Source organism: Novosphingobium sp. FW305-C-30-35 (assembly GCF_058783135.1).
On sequence record NZ_JBYSYJ010000003.1, the window covers coordinates 47909 to 66650 of the forward strand.

Genomic DNA, 18742 nt, shown 5'->3' on the forward strand with positions numbered 1-18742 from the left:
TGTGGATCTCACGAAACAAGGAGACTCGCTCATGAACCATTATGCAGGACTGGATGTCTCGTTGGAGAAGACGGCGATATGCATCCTCAATGAAGATGGCATTGTCATCCGGGAACTGGTGGTTGCCAGCGATCCAGCGGCAATTGCGCAAGCGCTTTATCAGGTCGCACCGTCTTTCCGGCGCGTGGGCCTCGAAGCCGGCCCTCAGGCGCCCTGGCTCTATGCAGGTCTTGCCGATCTTGGTCTGCCGGCGATCTGCATTGAGGTTCGCCAGATGCGCGCGTTCGCCAAGGCATCGCCGGTCAAGACCGACAAGCGGGATGCGCGCCTGATCGCCCAGGCAATGAGGACCGGTCTGTTCAAGGCTACCCATGTGAAGACCGACGCAAGCCAGCGATTGCGGCTTCTTTTGCGACATCGACAGTCGATGATGCGGCGAAACAGGGATTTGCTCAATACCATCCGCGGCACGCTCAAGGCATTCGGCTACCGTATTGGCGCCGGGAAATCGTCGCTGTTCGCACGCCGCGTGCGTGAAGAGCTCGATGATGCCGAACTCCTCGGGATGACCGAGCCTTTGCTCAAGGCATATGAACAGGGGCTGGTCATGATGGCCGATCTTGACGCACAATTGCTCTCCGCCGCACGGGCAGATGATATCTGCCGCCTCCTGATGAGTGTGCCAGGCGTCGGCGCCATGACGGCGCTCGCATTCCGGACCGGAGTCGACATTGCCTCAAGGTTCGAAAAGTCCCAAACCGTCGGCGCCATCTTCGGTCTCACACCACGAATATATGCGTCCGGTGAGGTCGAGCAGAGAGGACGAATTACCAAATGTGGCGACGGCATGGTTCGTTGGCTGCTCTATGAAGCCGCCAACTCGGTCCTTACCCGCTGCAAAAGCCAGAATTGGCTCAGAGACTGGGCCCTCAATGTCGCGCGGCGGCGCGGGATGCGCAAGGCACGCGTCGCTCTCGCTCGCAGGCTCGCCGTCGTTATGCATCGCATGTGGATCAATCGCACGCCGTTCTCTGCCCTGAGGCCAGTATGACCTGATCGGATACGACCTGTCGTGGAATACGGGATCGTGTGGAGGTGGATGACCGCGTTGGACAACTTGTGACCATCGATCACGGCTTCGAGCTTGCGGCACCCGACCCACCCTTCGCCTCTCTCAGCCAGCGGCCAACCAGGACCGCGTACAGAAGCATGAGGCCCGTTTACCCGTCACCGCCCTTGAACGATTACAGAAGGTGTCCAGCTTGTCGATTGCCTTGGCTTGCACCAAGCGCTCGCGGAACAGCCACACCGTCGTTGCATCCGGCACCGTGCCATCGAGCCCAAGGCCCAGGAAGCGCTGGAACGACAAGCGATCCTTGATCTGGAATTCCGTCGCTTCGTCCGAAAGCGAATAGAGCGCCTGCAGCACCAGAATTTGAACATCATCACCGGATCGAACGGCGGCCGCCCGCCTTTGCCACGAACACTGCGGCGCAGAGCGGCGATCAATGGCCCCCGGAAAACCTCAAAGTCGACCACCCCGGACAGACGCTCCAACGGATCACCCGCTGCGCTCAAGGCCTCGTACCGGTTCGAAAGATCAAAGAAACCGGGCTGTCCCGCCATCATCGCCTCCGCTCATCCGCAAGGGCAGTGAATCAGGTCAGGTCACCAAACTCCAGAGTTTTTCGAACCGTCCACCTTGGTATAACACTTAAAAAGCTCAAAACTCAACAGCGTCCATGTGGGATGCTTCCGTTGCTAACTGATAATCTTCGCGTCTAATGGCCCTGTTTTTAGCGACCTATTTTCTCGCGCAGGCGCGATCTTAGCAATGCGCTTCCACCAATAATCGAAATCAAAATGTCCAAGGTGGCGCCCGTGCCGCCTGAAGCGTAGAATCCCGTCACTGCGGGCCCGGCTAGGAGCGCACAGATCATCATGCCCGCACCGAAGCGACGATACTCAGAATCTCCTCGCATCAACGTCGGTCGCCCAATGTAGAAGCCAAACAGGCCCATCTGGGTGGCGTACAATGCGACGCCAAGGAAACCGCCCCGAACAAGCAGCTGCGAATAAACGCTATGGAACTTGCCGATTGCAGACATCGTGTCATCGCCGAGTGCGATGGTGATATGTAGAGGAACGTTCGTACCCCAGCCCATGCCAAAGAAAGTAGCGAGCGTACCGTGATTGGATACAAATTCATAGGCTCGGGTGGCTTCATAGCCACGCCAATGCATATTAATATCGTCGAATCGACTGTAATCCAAAGCCATCATCTCGGTGAGGTTGAAGTATCTTCCCAGAGACTGGGTGAGAGACGGCCCTAGCATTTCTGACAGGAGCGGAGTGGTAAAAACTGCAAACAGACAAACTAGGACAATGGTATTGGTTGCGTTCACCCGCCGCGCGATAATGGGATAGACCATTGCTATTAGCAGGATCATCATGCTCAAAAGATCAGTGCGGCTATCCGACACTACGACGGACGTTAGACATAAAACTGCAAGCGCGTAGCTCACGCTGCGTGGCCAAGGCAGGCTTCGCCAACGGGCCATTGCTACTGCGCCCGCAGCAGCACTCAGGAGGAAACCGTGGCCAATTGTGTCACGCAATTCAAACCGGTTGACATCATTCGTCAACTCCGACGTTGAATAGCGCACGATGTAAACTAAACTCAAAATTGCACCAGCCAAAACTACAGCACGATACAAAGTTCGGCTATCGCGAATCCGATACGCCAGCAGCAACCCCAGCAGAATGTTGGCCATCGGGAAAAGCTGGTAGAGTCCTGACCGGAAGAAACTGCGGGTGTCATCGACACCCCAGACTAAGGTCATCATTACGCCGACAAGCGCGAAGAGGGTCGTCGGCCACATCAAACTGGCTGGTACGAACTGGACACGACTCACGAAGAACAAAATGCCCAAGTACGCTATCGTCCCTATTAGCGCGAGGTCCGGATCGATCAAGTTTACGAGCAAAAAATAGCAGCACAGAAGGACCATATGGTAGGCTTCGGCTTTCGCACGTGGCGCTGGCTGGAGTTGGTTGATTGCCGATGACGCCTGCACTGCACCCTACCTCACTAGACAATGGATCGACCGACCGCGGAGACGCTGCATAGAAGCCATTGAGCGCAACTGTCACTTACCAAAATTGCCCTGGAGCGCGATTTTTCCTGTTTGATGCCGGCGGCTCCCTGAACGTGAATGCTTATATGAGGTGGATATCTGTCAAGGGTTCATGGCGGCAGGATTTGTTTGCTTGGCAGTCTGGATAACCTGGTCTGGGCCTCGTCCGCAGCAAGCGAGATGTTGGTACAACAGCCCAGTGCGCTGACCGAATATAAGTTGGAGATGGCGCAACCACCGCGCCTGAGCGACAAGGCGCGAAAGGATCGCTGAGCATGGAACTTCGGCGTTCAGCAGGTGCGCCCCATCACGGTTCGCGAGTACCCGCAATGGAATCCTGCCGTCGCCTACTGCCATTACGACGACGACTTCGTCCTTATCGTCAAGGACACTAGCACTACTTTGGCAGAAGTGGATTTTTGAGATTCACAAGAGTCGCTTATCGTGATTCAAGATCGTCAGCGTGGAGGCTGGCGATGGTGGAAGCATGGCGGGATGAGCTGACGGAGTGGCTCGCGCCCTTTTTGGGTATGTTGGGCGATCGGCGCAGGGCGCGGATGTGTCCGGCATATGTCGAGGGGTTAATCGGCCCTGGTGACCGCAAGAGCGTGCAGCCGATGGCGATGCGTTCGCCGGGGATTGGCTACGATCAGCTGCACCATTTTATCGGTGGTGCCCTGTGGGACAGCGCGCCATTGGAGGAAGAACTCTGTCGGCAGGCCGATGCACTTGTGGGTGGCAGCGATGCCTGGCTGATCATCGATGACACGGCTTTGCCCAAGAAGGGGCGTGCGTCGGTTGGCGTGGCGCCGCAATATGCCTCGGCGCTGGGCAAGAACGCGAACTGCCAGACCCTTGTGTCGGTGACGCTGGTATCGAACGAAGTGCCGGTCATGATCGGGTTGCGCCTGTTCCTGCCTGAGAGCTGGACCAGCGATGCGGCGCGGATGGACCGTGCCAAGGTTCCTGCAGAGGCGAGCGCCTATCGCACCAAGCCCGATATCGCCCTTGCCGAGATCGACCGCGTGCGCAGCGCTGGTGTGCGCTTCGGTGGCATATTGGCCGACGCTGGCTATGGCCTGTCCGGCCCGTTCCGGCAGGCACTGACCGAGCGCGGTCTGATCTGGGCAGTGGGCATACCTTACAAGCAGAAGGTCTATCCGGCCGATGTTGCCATGATCTTCCCGGTTGCTGGTCGCGGACGGCCACGCAAGAACAGAGGTGGCCTGGAGAATCTGCACAGCGTGATAAGTGGATTTTCTGCCTGACGGCGGCCAGTGTGGCGGCATGACAGGAGACGAGATGAGCAGACGACCCCGCCGGAACCACAGTCCGGCGTTCAAGGCGAAGGTGGCGCTGGCCGCCGTGAAGGGTGAGAAGACGCTGGCCGAGCTGGCGCAGTTGTTCGACGTACACCCGAACCAGATCACGACGTGGCGCACGCAGTTTCTGGAAGGGGCGGCCGGAGTTTTCGGCGCAGACAGCGCCGCGGAAGCGGCCGAGCCGGCGGTCGACGTGAAGACACTGCACGCCAAGATCGGCGAGTTGACGCTGGCGAACGATTTTTTGGCCGGCGCGCTCGGCAAGGCAGGACTGTTGCCGAGCGCAAAACGATGATCGACCGTTCGCACAGCCTGCCTGTGGCGCGGCAGGCACGGGAACTGGGGATCAGCCGGGGCAGCGTCTACTATCTGCCCCGGCCGATGCCCGACGAAAACTGGCCATCTGGCGCTATGATTACAACAATGTCCGGCCTCACTCATCGTTGGGGAACCGGACGCCTGCACAAGCGCGTCGAGCCTTCGTGCAGGACGAGATCATTATGCCCGACGCGCTTGTGCAGGCGTCTGGGCCATCGTATTTAACCGCTGGACTCTCGTTATGATCGAGGGACTGCCGGGGGGCAGGTCACCGCCGATATTGGGCCTCTCTCCGGTCGGGCTACGCCCGCCCTGCGTGACGCCCAATATCGGCAATTCAGGAAAGCAACCTGGCGGACGATCCACTTACCAAACGCCGATCGCTGTTCAGACCAACCGAGCCACCTCTAACCTTGCAGCCAGGCACCCAATGACAGAAGTGTCCAAATGGCTCGTAGCGCAGGCTTCTATCGCGACGATACATGGCGCCTGTTCGCGGAGATGCGCCTTGAGCTTGGCCCCCGACATGGTCCGGTTGAATAGAACCGCTCCTCCCGTCGATGTCGCGTAGATCTGGAAACTGCGCTTTGCCAGGTCAATGGCAAGGATGTGGACGTCGGTCATTTACTCCTCCTTCGCTTGGCACGTTCTGCTGCCGGTTCGGAATCATACGACGCCGCTCGAAGGGGACATCCAACCCATCAGTTCACCCGCAAGGGCTTATTTTGCTGGACAACGTCGGTTCGCCATGGGCTAAAGGCTCTTGCTTGGGCGGGCGATGCCGCCAGCCTTAAGCCTGATTCCTAAGCTGCGTTCTCCGGAGTCCATACTTTGTTCAAGACGGTGATTTTCAACAGCGCGGTGAAGGTTGGAGGCACTCTACTAGCCTTTTTATGGCAGCTATGTGTGTTTAAGGTCGTGGGCGCCACGGTCGGCGGGCAATACGTGTTCGCCTATTCTTGCATGAACATTATTGCCCTTCTTATGATGCTTGGCACCGCGATATCGTTACCGGCCCTTCTGCCGCCATTGCTGACTTCACCGCAACCTATCCGTGCCTATCAGCGAATCGCTATATCTATCGCGAGTACACTAATGATATATCTTCCGACTATTCTGCTAACGGCACTGGGCGGAATTGCCGCTACGGCTCTTGGCGGAGGATGGCGGACTGTTGCGATTACGGCCGCAGTGCTACTTTCCCTGCCGGGCAGTCTGATCCAGACTGTAGGTGGCGCACTAAGAGGACAGACACGACAAGTCCATGCCGACATTGCAGTTCTGATGGTGCCACCTATTGTTTCTATGATTCTGCTGATTACTGTGCAACCGACTAGCTTTGTGCCCTGTTTATGCATTGTCGCACTGGGGCAAATGATAGGATTTGTCTATGGCTTGATACATATGCGAGTTCCCTGGAGCCGGTTCGGCGAGATGGTGCGCGGCATCGCCATTGTCCGACAGGCGGTGGCCAATCTGCGTGGAGCATCGACGTACGGCACATTGTCATTGCTCATCACGCTTTATCCAGATGTGTCGATGGCAGTTTACGGCTTTTTCCTGACGCCTGCCGATCTCGCTGGCTTGTCAGTTGCAATTAAATACGTACTAGCGACTCGGTTCGTGCTGCTTTCGGTGAATAGCTACGCCCAGCCACGTCTTGCTACCGATTTTGCTCAAGGCAATGTAGAAGGTTGTCGTCGGCAAGCACGACAAGCTGTGATTTTGTCCACTGCACTTAGTGTACCACTAATGTTGCTAGTGTATATTTTTCGGACAAAATTGTTTACTTTTTTTTCAGCAGGACTTGCCGATCATTCGGATCTAATCGCGTTTTACATGATTGGGCAGATCGCAAACATCTTGTCAGGTCCATCAGGTGCTGTATTGATAGCTTGTGGCGAAATACGCTTTCTACGCAATGCCTGTATTGTTTGTGGCCTTGGATCAATGTTCATCGGGATGGTTTTGCTGCTAGCGTTCGGTTGGGGGGTATATGCGGCTCTTGCTGCATTAGTTCTTAACGACATCTCCATTTCGATTGTTACAGCACTTCGTGCGCGTGTAGTGGTAAAAATTCCAGTAGATGTCTTCTCGATCTTTCTGCGAAGGGAAATTGCGGCGTGAACGGTGGAACAATTTCTCGCGCATGGTCTCGTTGCGTGCAGCGTTTGATCTATGCAGTAGCTACTTCTACTATCCGCTTGGTCTATTGGCCCCATATTGTGAGACGCGGCAAGTTGCGACTATTTCCAGGAGTTCGGTTCTTCCAATTAGGTAGTGGAAGCGTTTTGAAAGTGATCTTCGAAGGTGCAAACACCATTGGTCATAGCACCTTGTTCCAAGGAAGCGGCACGATTACTTTCGGGAAGCGGAGCATCTGCGGACCGCATTGCGTTTACGGGTCTAACGCTAGCATCACGATCGGCGAGGACGTGATAATTGCGGGGTCGGTCAGCGTGCGCGACAGCAATCATGTTTTTACACGCACCGATATGCCGATTGTCGCTCAAGGGATCACGTCGAAGCCAGTAACGATCGGCGACGGAGTATGGATCGCGCAGGGTGCGATCATCCTAGAAGGTGTGAGAATTGGCGCCCACGCGATCGTTGCAGCCGGCGCTGTGGTAATCCGTGACGTGCCGCCTGGCGCAATAGTGGGCGGCATTCCAGGGCGGGTGCTCAAGATGCGTCCGGGCTTCGAGGCGGAGGTCAGCACAGGCTGAGAGTTGTGACTGATAGAGTGAAGTTTGCCGAGACAAGGAGCGCCCGATGTCGAAAGCTCGTCGCCCGATGTTTCAAATGGCCCTTTCGCTCGTCACGCTGCTCATCGGGGCTTCGGAACCCAAGCAGGCGGTGGCGGTGAGAGACGTGGTCGGCGTATATTACTTCCCTGGTTGGATGGAGGATTTGCCGCAAGGACAGTACAGAAAGCCTTGGGAGAAGATCCGCTCGTTTCCGGAGCGTAAGCCGCTCATCGGTTTTTATGACGACAGTGATCCCAATGTGATGGCCAAGCAGCTGGATTACATGTCTCAGGGCGGAATTAGCTTTGTAATGTTCGACTGGTACTATCAGAATAATTCAGTGATGCTTGACCAGGCGATCAACGCTTATCTCAAGACCAATCAGACCGCAGTGAAGTTCGCAGTTATGTGGTGTAACCAAAACAAGAATAGGTACACCACTGCAGATTGGCACGCAATGGTCGATATTTGGCTGGACCGCTACACCAAGGATTCCCGCTATCTAAAGATCAGCGGTCGGCCAGTCGTTCAATTCCAATCCTCCGACAAGCTTAACGCCGATGCAAAGTTGCAGAACAGCTCTATAAAGGAATGGCTTGCATGGGCCCAGGCGCGCGCGAAAGAGCGCGGGCTGACGGGGTTCTATTTCGTCGGCAATATCGGCCCCATGATGTCGCAGGCCAAGAGCAACGGATTAAGTGCAGTTTCGATCTATAACTTCAATCGCGGCCCGGGTGATATACGTGGAACTCACGGCTATCTGGAACTTGACAATGCCTATCGTCGCCATTGGGCTGCAACAGACCGAATCAGCACCGTACCGATGATCGTGCCGATGATCTCCGGTTGGGACCGCAGACCCTGGGGAGGCAGTTTCGATACCCTCCGCGATCTATCAGAATCCACGCCAGAAGAGTTCGTAGCGCACTTGCGCGCAGCCCGCACGATGATGGCGCAGCAAGTCCAAGGTGGCAATGCCTATGGTATTGTGTGTTGCTGGAACGAGTTCGGTGAAGGCTCCTATATCGAACCCACTCGCGGTCGGGGCACAACTGATATCGACGCTATTCGCTCTGTCTTCAGCGAAAAATAGCTGGACTTGTAACGGTTTAGCGCCGGTCACCTGAGCGTATTAAACTCGCAACAGGAGACCGACAGTGTCAGGCGAAGTGGGAAACTGCCCCCCCTGTTGCCTCATCGAAGATTGTTACCGACATTTGCGATTGCGATATGCGCCATGTCTTCGCCCGCCGAGGCGGGCGAAGACATGGCGACGCTCTTCATCGTAACCGCCCGATTGGGTAACTGCTCACGAGGTTGGCAGAAAATGGTTGCGCGGTGACTCGGAGTTTGATTCACCCTGCTGATGGCCCCACCCCCGCTTCATGTGCTGAGCGAAGCTGGACACCCGCAAAAACCTGGACGGCTCGAAAAACTCTGGCGCTTGTCGGCCTGACCTGATTCACTGCCTTTGCGGGTGAGCGGAGGCGATGATGGCGGGACAGCCCGGTTTCTTTGATCTTTCGAACCGGTACGAGGCCTTGAGCGCAGCGGGTGATCCGTTGGAGCGTCTGTCCGGGGTGGTCGACTTTGAGGTTTTCCGGGGGCCATTGATCGCCGCTCTGCGCCGCAGTGTTCGTGGCAAAGGCGGGCGGCCGCCGTTTGACCCAAGTTGGACAGTGACGTTGGAACAGGTGTCGAACATTGCTTCGTAAGTGATTGAATTTGCGTGATGTGGATTTGGCGCGGAGATTGGGTGTAGTAACAACATTTGCGCTGAACGTGGTGTTTCTGTGGAGTATTGTGCAGGTCGGCGATAACAACACATGCATGTTTGTTGTCGAACGAGTCGCCCGGGGCCACCGCTACCTCTATCTCGTCGAAAGCGTGCGCGAGGGTAAGGTCGTTCGTCAGCGCACCATCAAGGCGCTGGGCCGCAAGGATGCTCTTGCCGCCAGTGGCGAACTGGACAGGCTGGCAGCTTCGATTGCCCGGCACGCCGAACGCAGCATCATCCTTTCCGACATCGATGATGGCAAGATAACCGCCCACCGCATCGGCGGCCCCTTGCTGTTTGGCCGGTTGTGGCAGCGGCTTGGTGTCGATGCCGTGCTGGCCGAGGTGGCGGCAGGGCGTGGATTTGGCTTTGATGTCGAACGCGCGGTTTTCGTTGCCATGTTGCACCGGCTGTTCGTGTCAGGCTCGGACCGGGCGTGCACCGACTGGATGAAGAGCTATGCCATCGACGGAGTTGAGGATCTGGCGCTCCATCACTTCTACCGTGCCATGGCCTGGCTGGGCGAGGAGATCGAGGAGAAGGCTGAAGGCGCGTTGGCACCCCGATGCGTGAAGGACGTGATCGAGGAGAAGCTGTTCGACAGGCGCCGGGACCTGTTCACGGATCTGAGCCTCGTGTTCATGGATACCACCTCACTATCGTTCTACGGCGCAGGCGGTGACACGCTGGGGCGGCGTGGTCATTCCAAGGATCACCGGCCCGAGCTTGCGCAGATGATCCTGGCCGTGGTGATCGATGCCCAGGGGCGGCCGATCTGCACCGAGATGGTGCCGGGCAATACGGCCGATGTGAAAGTCCTCCTGCCCATCGTCACGCGCCTGCGTACGCGCTTCGGGATTACCCGGTCCTGCGTCGTGGCCGATCGCGGCATGATCAGCGCCGACACTATTGCCGCACTCGAAGAGCTGGGCATGGAATACATCCTCGGCGCCCGCGAGCGATCAAGCAGCGTCATCCGCGATGTCGTGTTGAACGACACTGCTCCGATGGTTCCGCTCGTGCTCGAGCGGCAGGCAGGCGAGACCCAGCTGTGGGTCAAGGAGGTCCGTGTCGGCAGCGGCAAGGACACCCAGCGTTACATCGTCACGCTGAACGAGGCCGAAGCCAAGAAGGACAAGGCGGACCGTCAGGCCATCATCGACGGGCTCCAGGCCCAGCTCAAGAAGGGCGACAAGGCGCTGGTCGGTAACTCGGCCTATCGGCGTTATCTCAAAGCCAGCGGCAAGAGCTTCGAAATCGATCTGGGCAAACTCGCCGACGAGGCCCGCTTCGACGGCATCAGTGTCCTGCGCACCAATGCCCGGATCACCCCGCTTCAGGCCGTCATCCGCTATCGAGACTTGCTACAGGTCGAAGCCCTGTTCCGCGTGGCCAAGGCCAGCTTCGATACCCGGCCGATCTTCCATCAGTCCGATGCCGCGATCCGCGGCCATGTCTTCGTCTCGTTCCTTGCCCTGACGCTCGCCAAGGAACTGACCCGGCTATGCCAGGACAAGGGCTTCCAGCCCGAATGGCAGCCGCTTCTCAACGATCTCGATCGTCTCCAGCAGGCCACCATCGAAAAGGATGGCAAGGCCATTACCACACGCACGCACGTCACAGGTGACGTGGGCAACGTCTTCAAGGCTGTCGGCATCGCACTCCCAGCCAACATTGCTGAGCAGACCGCAACGTAAGCTCCGCCGCGCGTTCGCGCGTCCCACACATCAGCCGCAAAATGTAGTGGTAACACCCGCGCACACTCGCGTATCCTATTGATATAAAATCCGTTCTATGAAGGCACTGTTCAACTTGGGTTTGACCCGGTGATGATGTTCAAATTCTGGTGCTGCAGGCGCTCTATTCGCTTTCGGACGAAGCGACGGAATTCCAGATCAAGGATCGCTTGTCGTTCCAGCGCTTCCTGGGCCTTGGGCTCGATGGCGCGGTGCCGGATGCAACGACGGTGTGGCTGTTCCGCGAGCGCTTGGTGCAAGCCAAGGCAATCGACAAGCTCTTCGCCCGCTTCGATGCCGCACTGACCGACCGGGGCTATCTCGCCATGGGCGGCCAGATCATCGATGCTACCGTTGTGCCTGCCCCCAAGCAGCGGAACACCGACGAGGAGAAGGCAGCGATCAAGGACGGCCGGATCCCGGAGGCATGGAAGGCAAAGCCAGCCCGGCTCCGCCAGAAGGATCGCGATGCCCGTTGGAGCGTGAAATACACCAAAGCCAAGGTGAAGGAGGGCGCCGATCCCAAGGCCTTCAAACCGGTCGATCTCGCGATCCCGATGTTCGGCTACAAGAACCACATCGGCATCGACCGGGCCCATGGCCTCATCCGCACCTGTGATGCCAGCGCCGCCAATGCCCATGACGGTGCCCGGTTGCCTGACCTGATCAGCACGAACAACACCGGTTCGGGCGTCTGGGCTGATACCGCCTACCGGTCGAAGAAAAACGAAACCTTTCTCGAGAGGGGCATGTTCAAGAGCCACATCCACCAGCGCAAACCGAACCGCCGCGCCATGCCTGAGCGCGTTGCCAGAGCAAACGCAAAGCGATCGGCCATCCGCTCGGCAGTCGAACACGTCTTCGCCGGCCAGAAACACCGTATGGGGCTCGTCGTGCGCACCATCGGCATTGCCCGCGCCCGCATCAAGATCGGCATGGCCAACCTTGCCTATAACTTCCAGAGGCTCGCCTGGCTTGAGGGGCGTACTGCGCCTGCATAACGCGAAAACCTCGTTCGGAAGTCGGATCCACCAAGGAAATCAGCGGATCAGCCAACCAGCACCGAGGCTCACCATCCCCTCGCAGGCCATCACGTCCCTATCATGCCGGAATCAGACGGTTCTTCGAACCGTCCACCTGTAGCGTTTCGGCAGTGATGGTGATTCATTGATCAGGAACGATCATGGAGAGCCGTCGTGGATCCGAAGTCCCTGTTCAGTTTGAGCGATCATCTTGAGGCCTTGAGCAAGGACGGCGATCCGCTCGAGGTTTTGCAACAGACGGTGGACTTCGAGTATTTCCGAGCCTGGCTCGTCGAAGGTCTCAACTACGGCGACGGTGCCAAGGGTGGGCGACCGCCGTTCGATCCGGTCATGATGTTTAGAGCGTTTTCCACAGTCCCTGAATCGCAAGGGATTCCAACGGCTTTGAAATTCTGATTCATCCTGCTGGCTGGGCAGGAGGCCAGCTTTGATGGCCAGAGCTTTATCTCAGGATTTGCGGGATCGGGTCGTTGCGGCGACAGACGAGGGCATGAGTTGTCGGGCGGCTGCGGCTCGTTTTGGGGTAGGCGTCGCGACGGCGATTCATTGGCGACAGCTGGCCCGCGAGCATGGCCGCGCCATTGCAGGCAAGCCCGGTGGCGATCAGCGCTCGTCGAAGACAGATATTCATGCCGACCGGATTACGGCAATGCTGGCCGAGAACGGCGACATCACGCTGGCAGAGATCCAGTCGGGCCTTGCTGAGCAAGGTGTGCATGTTGGGATCGGGACCTTGTGGCGGTTCTTTGATCGACGCGGCATCACATGCAAAAAAAGACCGGGCACGCGATCGAGCAAGATCGCCCCGAGATCCTGAACCAACGCCAGGCATGGTTCGACGGCCAGCTCGATCTGGAACCCGAACGTCTCGTCTTCATCGACGAAACATGGACCGCGACCAATATGACCCGCAGCCACGGACGGTGCGCCAAAGGCGAGCGGCTGAGGATGGGCTTTCCCCATGGCCATCGCAAGACGACCACGCTTGTCGCCGGGCTGCGGATGACCGGCATGGTCGCGCCGATGGTGCTCGATGGTCCGATCAACGGCGACTGGTTCGAAGCCTATGTGACGCAGGTGCTCATCCCTGAACTCCGCCCGGGCGATGTGGTGATCATGGACAATCTGTCGAGCCACAAGCGCGCCTCGGTGCGCGAACGGATCGAGGCGGTCGGCGCAACACTGCGCTTCCTTCCGCCCTATAGTCCTGACTTCAATCCCATCGAAAAGGCGTTTTCTCGGCTCAAGGCCATGCTCCGAAAGGCAGGCGAACGAACCGTCTCCGGCCTATGGAGCCTCATCGGCAGGCTCATCGATATCTTCAAGCCGGACGAATGCGCCAACTACTTCAGCTCGTGCGGATATGATCCAGCATGATCGGAAAACGCTCTAATACCAAGGCGCGCTGAGTCGGACTCACGCCGGGGATTCCCAAGCGGATGAAAATCTGATTCGACGTTGCAGGCACATGGAGGCTTGCGATGGCGGCAGCGATTGGGGTTCGATCTGACTACACATCGTTGGATTTGCGTGGGTTTGCGCGACGAAGTGGCGATGCCGATCAGGTCCGGCGTCTGTTGGCTGTTGCACTGATCCTGGACGGCAGGAGCCGTAGCGAAGCGGCGAAGATTGCCGGCGTGACGCTGCAGATCGTGCGCGACTGGGTTCTGCGCTTCAACGAGGGAGGTGCCGATGGTCTGGCAACGCGCAAGGCTCCGGGGCGGGCTTCGATCCTGAACGATGAGCAGCGCGCGCGGCTTGCCGAGATCGTCGAGGCTGGGCCAATTCCTGCAGCGCATGGGGTAGTACGCTGGCGGCTGTGCGATCTGGCGCAGTGGATCTGGGACGAGTTCGAGTTGTCGGTCACACGCCATACCCTCGGGCGCGAGCTTCGCGCTATGGGCTATCGCAAGCTCACGGCCCGGCCACGTCACCGTGGCCAGAAGAGCGATGACATTGCCGATTTTAAAAAAGGTTCGTCGCCCGTCTGGCGCAAATCAAGCGGCGGCTCCCGAGAGGTACGCCGATAGAGCTGTGGTGGCAGGACGAGGCCCGCGTCGGCCAGCAGACCAAGCTCACCCGGCGCTGGGCGAAGCGCGGAACCCGGCCTGTTGATGGCGGAGTAAAATGCCCCAGAAGTGACATTTGAAAATTCCCCACTTCTTCTCGTTGACCCTGTCCGGGGCGCGCCCCGGACAGGGTCAAATTCCAAAAATCCGGCATAGCTTCCCCGGTGGGAGGCGGTGCTGCGATGAAGAAGCTTGGAGATCTGATGATGATCCTGGATTTGCACCGCCAAGGCGTGAAGATTGCCGCCATAGCCCGGCAAGTCGGCATCGACCGCAAGACAGTCCGCAAATACATTGGCCGTGGCATTGAGGTGCCGACCTACGGTCCTCGCCAACCGCGCGAACGCCTGCTTGATCCTCACATGGGTTACTTGCGAGCGCGTCTGGAAGCCTATCCAGGATTGAGCGCGCAGCGGCTCGCGCGTGAGCTTGGCGAACGCGGCTACACCGGTGGCTACAGCACGGTGCGCGACGTGGTGCGCACGCTACGACCGGCAGGTGGAGGCAAGCCATATGCCGTGCGCTTCGAGACGCCTGCGGGCGAGCAGGCTCAAGTCGACTTTGCACAATTCCGCGTGCGTTTTGCCGACGCGCCCGATCGCGTGCAAATCGTCTGGCTGTTCTCCATGGTTCTGGGCTTCTCCAGGCTGATCTGGGGCCGGTTCGTCATGCGCCAGACTATGCCGAGCGTGCTGGCATGCCATCGTGCGGCATTCGAGGCGATCGGCGGCGTGCCGCGCGAGATCCTGTACGACCGCATGAAGACTGCCGTTATCGGTGAAGATGAGGATGGCCGTGTCGTCTACAATCGCACGCTGGGGGAGTTTGCGAAGCATTACGGCTATCTGCCGAAGGCCTGCCGCGCTTATCGGCCGGAGACCAAAGGCAAGGTCGAGCGGCCATTCCGCTACATTCGCGAGGACTTCTTCCTGGGCGGCGCGTTCCGCGATCTGCACGACCTGAACGCGCAGTTCGACCGCTGGCTGAGCACTGTCGCCAATCCCCGCCTGCACGCATCTACAGGGCGTGTCGTCAACGAGGCCTTCGCCGAGGAACGGCCTGCGTTGCAGCCTTTGTCAATGGACACCCAGTTTTACGAGCTAAGGCGACACCCAGTGTTACGAGGTGTCGCGCTGCATGATAGGTATGATTTCAGGGGTGGGGAGCATGCTCCCCACCCCTGAAATTTCTTCGACGAGGATTGGCGGTCAGGCCTTGAAGGCGTCCTCGAGGTCGCGCAGGCGGTAACTGCGGCCTTTGATGTTGAGGACATGGGCGCGGTGGAGAAGCCGGTCGAGGATGGCGGTGGCGAGGACTTCGTCTCCAGCAAGCAGTTCGGTCCAGTCGCGGATACTTTTGTTGGTGGTGATCATCATGGCGCCCCGGCCATAGCGATAGCTGACGAGACGGAAGAATAGGCTGGCTTCCTCGCGGTTTAGCGGATCGTAGCCCATCTCGTCGATCAACAGCAGCGCGCTCGACATGTATTTACGCATCTTGATGCGCGGCGGTGGCAATTGGGCGTCGTGGCGCAGCGCGGCCATGAGCTCGTCGAAGCGGTAGTATTGGACCGAGAAGCCGAGTTGGACCGCACGGATGCCCAGCGCGGCGAGCAAGTGCGACTTGCCCACGCCAGGCGGCCCCTGCAGCAGGACCACCTCGGCGTTGCGTATCCAGGTGCCAGTGGCGAGTGTGTCGATGCGTGAGCGCTCGATTGCGGGCTGGAAGGCAAAATCGAAGTTCTCCAGCGTCTGCCCCGACGGCAGCTTCGAGTTCTTGAGCATGACCCGCACACGCCGCTCCTCGCGGCCAGCAAGTTCGGTCGTGAGGAGCCGGTCGAGGAAGACGTGCGCACTGATCTCGTCACGCACCGCCTCGCCAATCATGTCATCGAGAGCATCTGCGGCATGGCCACAAGCAAGCTGACACAGCTTCTCGCGGGTGGCATCGATATCGAGCCTGATCCGGGGCGTGTTCATCGAGCCACCTCCGCGAGGCGCGCATAGAGGTCGAGAGAGCGGTGCTGGACACCAGCGCTTGCAATCTCCTGCAGTTTGCGGCCCATCCGGCCCAGCGGCAGCGGCGCAATTACCCGGGGCGTGCTCGGACCCTCGAAATGGGCGGGGTCAATGACGACCAGCGCCTCGGTTCCGCGCGGATGGTCGGCGACAACTTCGCAGTTCTTCAGGAACAGTACCCTGCCAGAGACTCCACGTACCTCGACGTCCTGTCGGATGAAGCGGAAGGGCACACTGTATTGGCGGCCTTCAAAACTCGCCATGCAGTCATCGCCAACCTGGCGACGCACAGCAACGTCGAACGGCTCGGGCAGCGTCTCGGGGAGCCGGGTCAGCAGGAAACGTTCCTGCTCCCAGGCCTGCATGACCTTTGTGCCGGTCGCCGGGCAGCGCAATTGGCCTGAGCGTTCGGTCATTCGCTCATCCGTCCAGGCCTGTAGATCGGCAAGGTTGCCGAAGACACCGCTGTAAGGATCGAGGTACTCGCGGCAATCACGGACCGAACGTTCGACCTTGCCCTTCGCGCGGGGCTGACGGACCTGGCACGCATCGACATGAAAATGCATCTGGCTGGCGAAACGGCGGTAGGTCGGGTTGATCTCTCCCCAAGCGCCCGCGCCCTTCGACAGAGCCGTCTTGACGTTGTCGATGCGCATCACCGCCGCGACCCCACCAAGGCGCTGAAAGCAGGCCAGATGGCATGACTGCCACGCCAACGCATCCTTCGAGCGGGACCACACGATCGCTCGCTTGCGGCTCCACGATAACGTCATCACCAGCGCCGAAAGGTCGACCACTTCCTCGCCCAGCACCATGCCCGGGAACTCGGCCCAGTCGACCTGCGCCTGCGCTCCCGGCGGCGTCTCCACCCGGCGACGCGCGCGGATCACAGGGGCTGGAAATGTCCGCGACCAATAACGCTGCACCGACTTCAGACTCCCGGCATAGCCATGTTCGCGCGTCAGCCACTCATGCAGCGCCGCGATGTTGATCGCACCATCCCCACGGCCGCTGCGCCAGTGCGCGATCGCTTCAGCATATTCGGCCGCCTTGCCGATCTGCCGGCTCCGCCCATCCACCGCACCCTCAGCGCGCCGGCGGCGGTGATAACGGACCGCGCCCTCTGTAATCCCAAGCAGTCGCGCAACCGCACTCTGCGTATGCCCTTGCTTCAACAGCACACTCATCGCCGTCAATGCCTCGCCATCGAGACAACCCATCGTCCTCTCCCGGAAGACTACCCGCCGGGAAATCGATCAGGCCAAGGCGACAAATCGTAAAGGTAGATGTCGCCTTACGGCTCCTGTGAACTGTCCTTCAACAGCCTTTGCCCCTGGTGCCGTTCGGTGCCGTCCTCAAGCTGGAGCGCCGGATCAGCCATGAAGGAATGGTCAGCGTCGGCGGCAACTACTACTCGGTCCCCGATGCAACCCGACGCCGCGTTGTCGAAGTCCACAGCCTCGCTGACGAAATCCGGATCTTTGAAGATGATCGCCTGATCGCACGCCATCCATTGCTGGAAGGGCGGCGGCAACGTTCCCTTCTTGATGGACACCGGCGCCATCAGCGCCGGAACGACGATCTGCCGTTGCCGCATGGATTTACCGGACAGCAAGTGGCGCGCCGCTCTCTCGACATTTATGCCGCCATTGGTCAGCAACTAGCAGGAGCAAGAGCATGAACTCGCTGCTGCCGGACCCGTCAGCGTCCGTGCTCGACCGCATCAAATGCAGCATGGTTGGCCTCAAGATGCCGCGCGCGATCGAAGTCGTCGATGATTGCGTATCGCGTCTCGACCGTGGAGAGATCACAGCCCTTGAGGCTGTGGAGCAGTTGTTGCTCGAGGAGCTGACCTTCCGTGAGGAGCGCCGCATACGTACGGCGCTGCGCATGGGTAGGGTCAATACCGTGAAGACGCTGGCCGGATACGACTTCTCGTTCCAACCCTCGCTCGACAAGGCCAGGATCATGGCACTGGCCGAACTCAACTTCGTTGCGCGCGCCGAGGTCGTCCATCTGCTCGGCCCGCCCGGTACCGGCAAAAGCCACTTGGCCAGTGCTCTTGGCCTGGAAGCCGTCAAAGCAGGCAAAAGCGTCACCTTCATCACGCTGGCCGATCTGATCGGCGCCCTCGCCAAAGCCGAACGCGAAGGCACATTGCGCGAGCGGCTTCGCTTCTACTGCCGGCCATCGCTCCTGATCGTCGACGAGATCGGATACCTCCCGGTCATACCCGGGGGCGGCAACCTGTTCTTCCAATTGGTCAACGCGCGCTACGAAAAGGGTGCCATGATACTGACCTCGAACCGCGGCTTTGCCGAGTGGGGAGACATCTTCGGCAGCCCTGTAGTCGCAACAGCCCTGCTCGATCGATTGCTGCATCATGCCATCGTCATCCAGATCGATGGCTCAAGCTACCGCTTGCGTCGGCACGCCGATCTGCTGCCCGAACACATCAGATCAAATGCGCGAATTACACCGCCCGCTCTGGTTGAACCTCGCCGCCGCGGTCGCCCACCCAAGAATGGAGGACAGCCGCCAACCAACTGACCGCCCAAAGCCCAAAGTGGGGAAT

12 protein-coding genes and 9 pseudogenes are annotated in these 18742 nt (G+C 59.0%); 16 read left to right on the top strand and 5 right to left on the bottom strand.

Annotated elements, in window-relative coordinates; translation table 11 throughout:
• The first annotated feature begins 31 nt into the window (after positions 1-31).
• Positions 32-1051, top strand: a complete 1020-nt coding sequence (locus tag AC3WLM_RS19715; RefSeq protein ID WP_492478556.1) for an IS110 family RNA-guided transposase — start codon at positions 32-34, stop codon at positions 1049-1051.
• A gap of 123 nt (positions 1052-1174) precedes the next feature.
• Here AC3WLM_RS19715 and AC3WLM_RS19720 read toward each other — a convergent pair.
• Positions 1175-1629: pseudogene (locus AC3WLM_RS19720) on the bottom strand (transposase).
• Positions 1630-1796: 167 nt separating this feature from the next.
• Positions 1797-2975 carry an O-antigen ligase family protein gene (locus AC3WLM_RS19725; protein ID WP_492478557.1) on the bottom strand — a complete coding sequence of 393 codons (1179 nt, stop codon included), beginning with the start codon at positions 2973-2975 and terminating at the stop codon, positions 1797-1799.
• A gap of 638 nt (positions 2976-3613) precedes the next feature.
• Between AC3WLM_RS19725 and AC3WLM_RS19730 the strand changes: the two are divergent.
• From AC3WLM_RS19730 to AC3WLM_RS19740, 3 pseudogenes are all read left to right on the top strand, one after another.
• A pseudogene (locus AC3WLM_RS19730) lies at positions 3614-4351 on the top strand (IS701 family transposase); the annotation flags it as partial.
• 88 nt (positions 4352-4439) lie between these two features.
• Positions 4440-4846, top strand: a pseudogene (locus AC3WLM_RS19735) (transposase); the annotation flags it as partial.
• Positions 4840-5022, top strand: a pseudogene (locus AC3WLM_RS19740) (integrase core domain-containing protein); the annotation flags it as partial. The pseudogenes AC3WLM_RS19735 and AC3WLM_RS19740, both read left to right, overlap by 7 nt.
• Positions 5023-5164: 142 nt before the next feature.
• On the opposite strand, the gene AC3WLM_RS19745 reads toward AC3WLM_RS19740, so the two are convergent.
• The gene (locus tag AC3WLM_RS19745) at positions 5165-5401 is read right to left on the bottom strand and encodes a hypothetical protein (RefSeq protein WP_492478558.1); all 237 of its coding nucleotides are present in this window, start codon (positions 5399-5401) and stop codon (positions 5165-5167) included.
• Between the two features lie 207 nt (positions 5402-5608).
• Between AC3WLM_RS19745 and AC3WLM_RS19750 the strand changes: the two genes are divergently transcribed.
• The 10 genes and pseudogenes from AC3WLM_RS19750 to istA (AC3WLM_RS19795) all read left to right on the top strand — a co-directional run.
• Complete coding sequence (locus tag AC3WLM_RS19750; RefSeq protein WP_492478559.1) at positions 5609-6904, top strand: MATE family efflux transporter; 1296 nt, start codon at positions 5609-5611, stop codon at positions 6902-6904.
• A gap of 35 nt (positions 6905-6939) precedes the next feature.
• Complete coding sequence (locus tag AC3WLM_RS19755) at positions 6940-7503, top strand: acyltransferase (RefSeq protein ID WP_492478560.1); 564 nt, start codon at positions 6940-6942, stop codon at positions 7501-7503.
• Positions 7504-7549: 46 nt separating this feature from the next.
• Positions 7550-8617 (top strand): glycoside hydrolase family 99-like domain-containing protein, encoded by a 1068-nt coding sequence (locus tag AC3WLM_RS19760; RefSeq protein WP_492478561.1) that lies wholly within the window; start codon positions 7550-7552, stop codon positions 8615-8617.
• A gap of 400 nt (positions 8618-9017) precedes the next feature.
• Positions 9018-9194: pseudogene (locus tag AC3WLM_RS19765) on the top strand (IS5/IS1182 family transposase); the annotation flags it as partial.
• A 160-nt stretch (positions 9195-9354) separates the two neighbouring features.
• Positions 9355-10998: an IS1634 family transposase gene (locus AC3WLM_RS19770; RefSeq protein ID WP_492476953.1), complete on the top strand. Its 1644-nt coding sequence runs from the start codon at positions 9355-9357 to the stop codon at positions 10996-10998.
• A gap of 120 nt (positions 10999-11118) precedes the next feature.
• Positions 11119-12038 (top strand): annotated as a pseudogene (locus AC3WLM_RS19775) (IS5 family transposase); the annotation flags it as partial.
• 195 nt (positions 12039-12233) lie between these two features.
• Positions 12234-12422, top strand: a pseudogene (locus tag AC3WLM_RS19780) (transposase); the annotation flags it as partial.
• Positions 12423-12510: 88 nt separating this feature from the next.
• Positions 12511-13457 (top strand): IS630 family transposase gene (locus tag AC3WLM_RS19785; protein ID WP_492478562.1). Its coding sequence is split into 2 segments (ribosomal slippage): positions 12511-12847 and positions 12847-13457, totalling 948 coding nucleotides; the frame shifts between segments, so codons are not numbered across the junction.
• 104 nt (positions 13458-13561) lie between these two features.
• Positions 13562-14110, top strand: coding sequence for a helix-turn-helix domain-containing protein (locus tag AC3WLM_RS19790; RefSeq protein ID WP_492478563.1), 549 nt, complete (start codon positions 13562-13564; stop codon positions 14108-14110).
• A 221-nt stretch (positions 14111-14331) separates the two neighbouring features.
• Positions 14332-15225, top strand: a pseudogene (gene istA, locus AC3WLM_RS19795) (IS21 family transposase); the annotation flags it as partial.
• A gap of 132 nt (positions 15226-15357) precedes the next feature.
• Here the strand turns inward: istA (AC3WLM_RS19795) and istB (AC3WLM_RS19800) are convergent.
• Positions 15358-16128 (bottom strand): IS21-like element helper ATPase IstB, encoded by a 771-nt coding sequence (gene istB, locus AC3WLM_RS19800; protein ID WP_066043586.1) that lies wholly within the window; start codon positions 16126-16128, stop codon positions 15358-15360.
• Positions 16125-17387, bottom strand: coding sequence for an IS21 family transposase (istA, locus tag AC3WLM_RS19805; protein WP_492477676.1), 1263 nt, complete (start codon positions 17385-17387; stop codon positions 16125-16127). Before istA (AC3WLM_RS19805) ends, istB (AC3WLM_RS19800) begins: the two co-directional genes overlap by 4 nt.
• Before the next feature lie 107 nt (positions 17388-17494).
• On the opposite strand from istA (AC3WLM_RS19805), the pseudogene AC3WLM_RS19810 reads away from it, so the two are divergent.
• Together AC3WLM_RS19810 and istB (AC3WLM_RS19815) are read left to right on the top strand one after the other, a co-directional pair.
• A pseudogene (locus AC3WLM_RS19810) lies at positions 17495-17848 on the top strand (Mu transposase domain-containing protein); the annotation flags it as partial.
• Complete coding sequence (gene istB / locus AC3WLM_RS19815; RefSeq protein ID WP_039338571.1) at positions 17845-18717, top strand: IS21-like element helper ATPase IstB; 873 nt, start codon at positions 17845-17847, stop codon at positions 18715-18717. The pseudogene AC3WLM_RS19810 and the gene istB (AC3WLM_RS19815), both read left to right, overlap by 4 nt.
• Positions 18718-18742 lie beyond the last annotated feature (25 nt).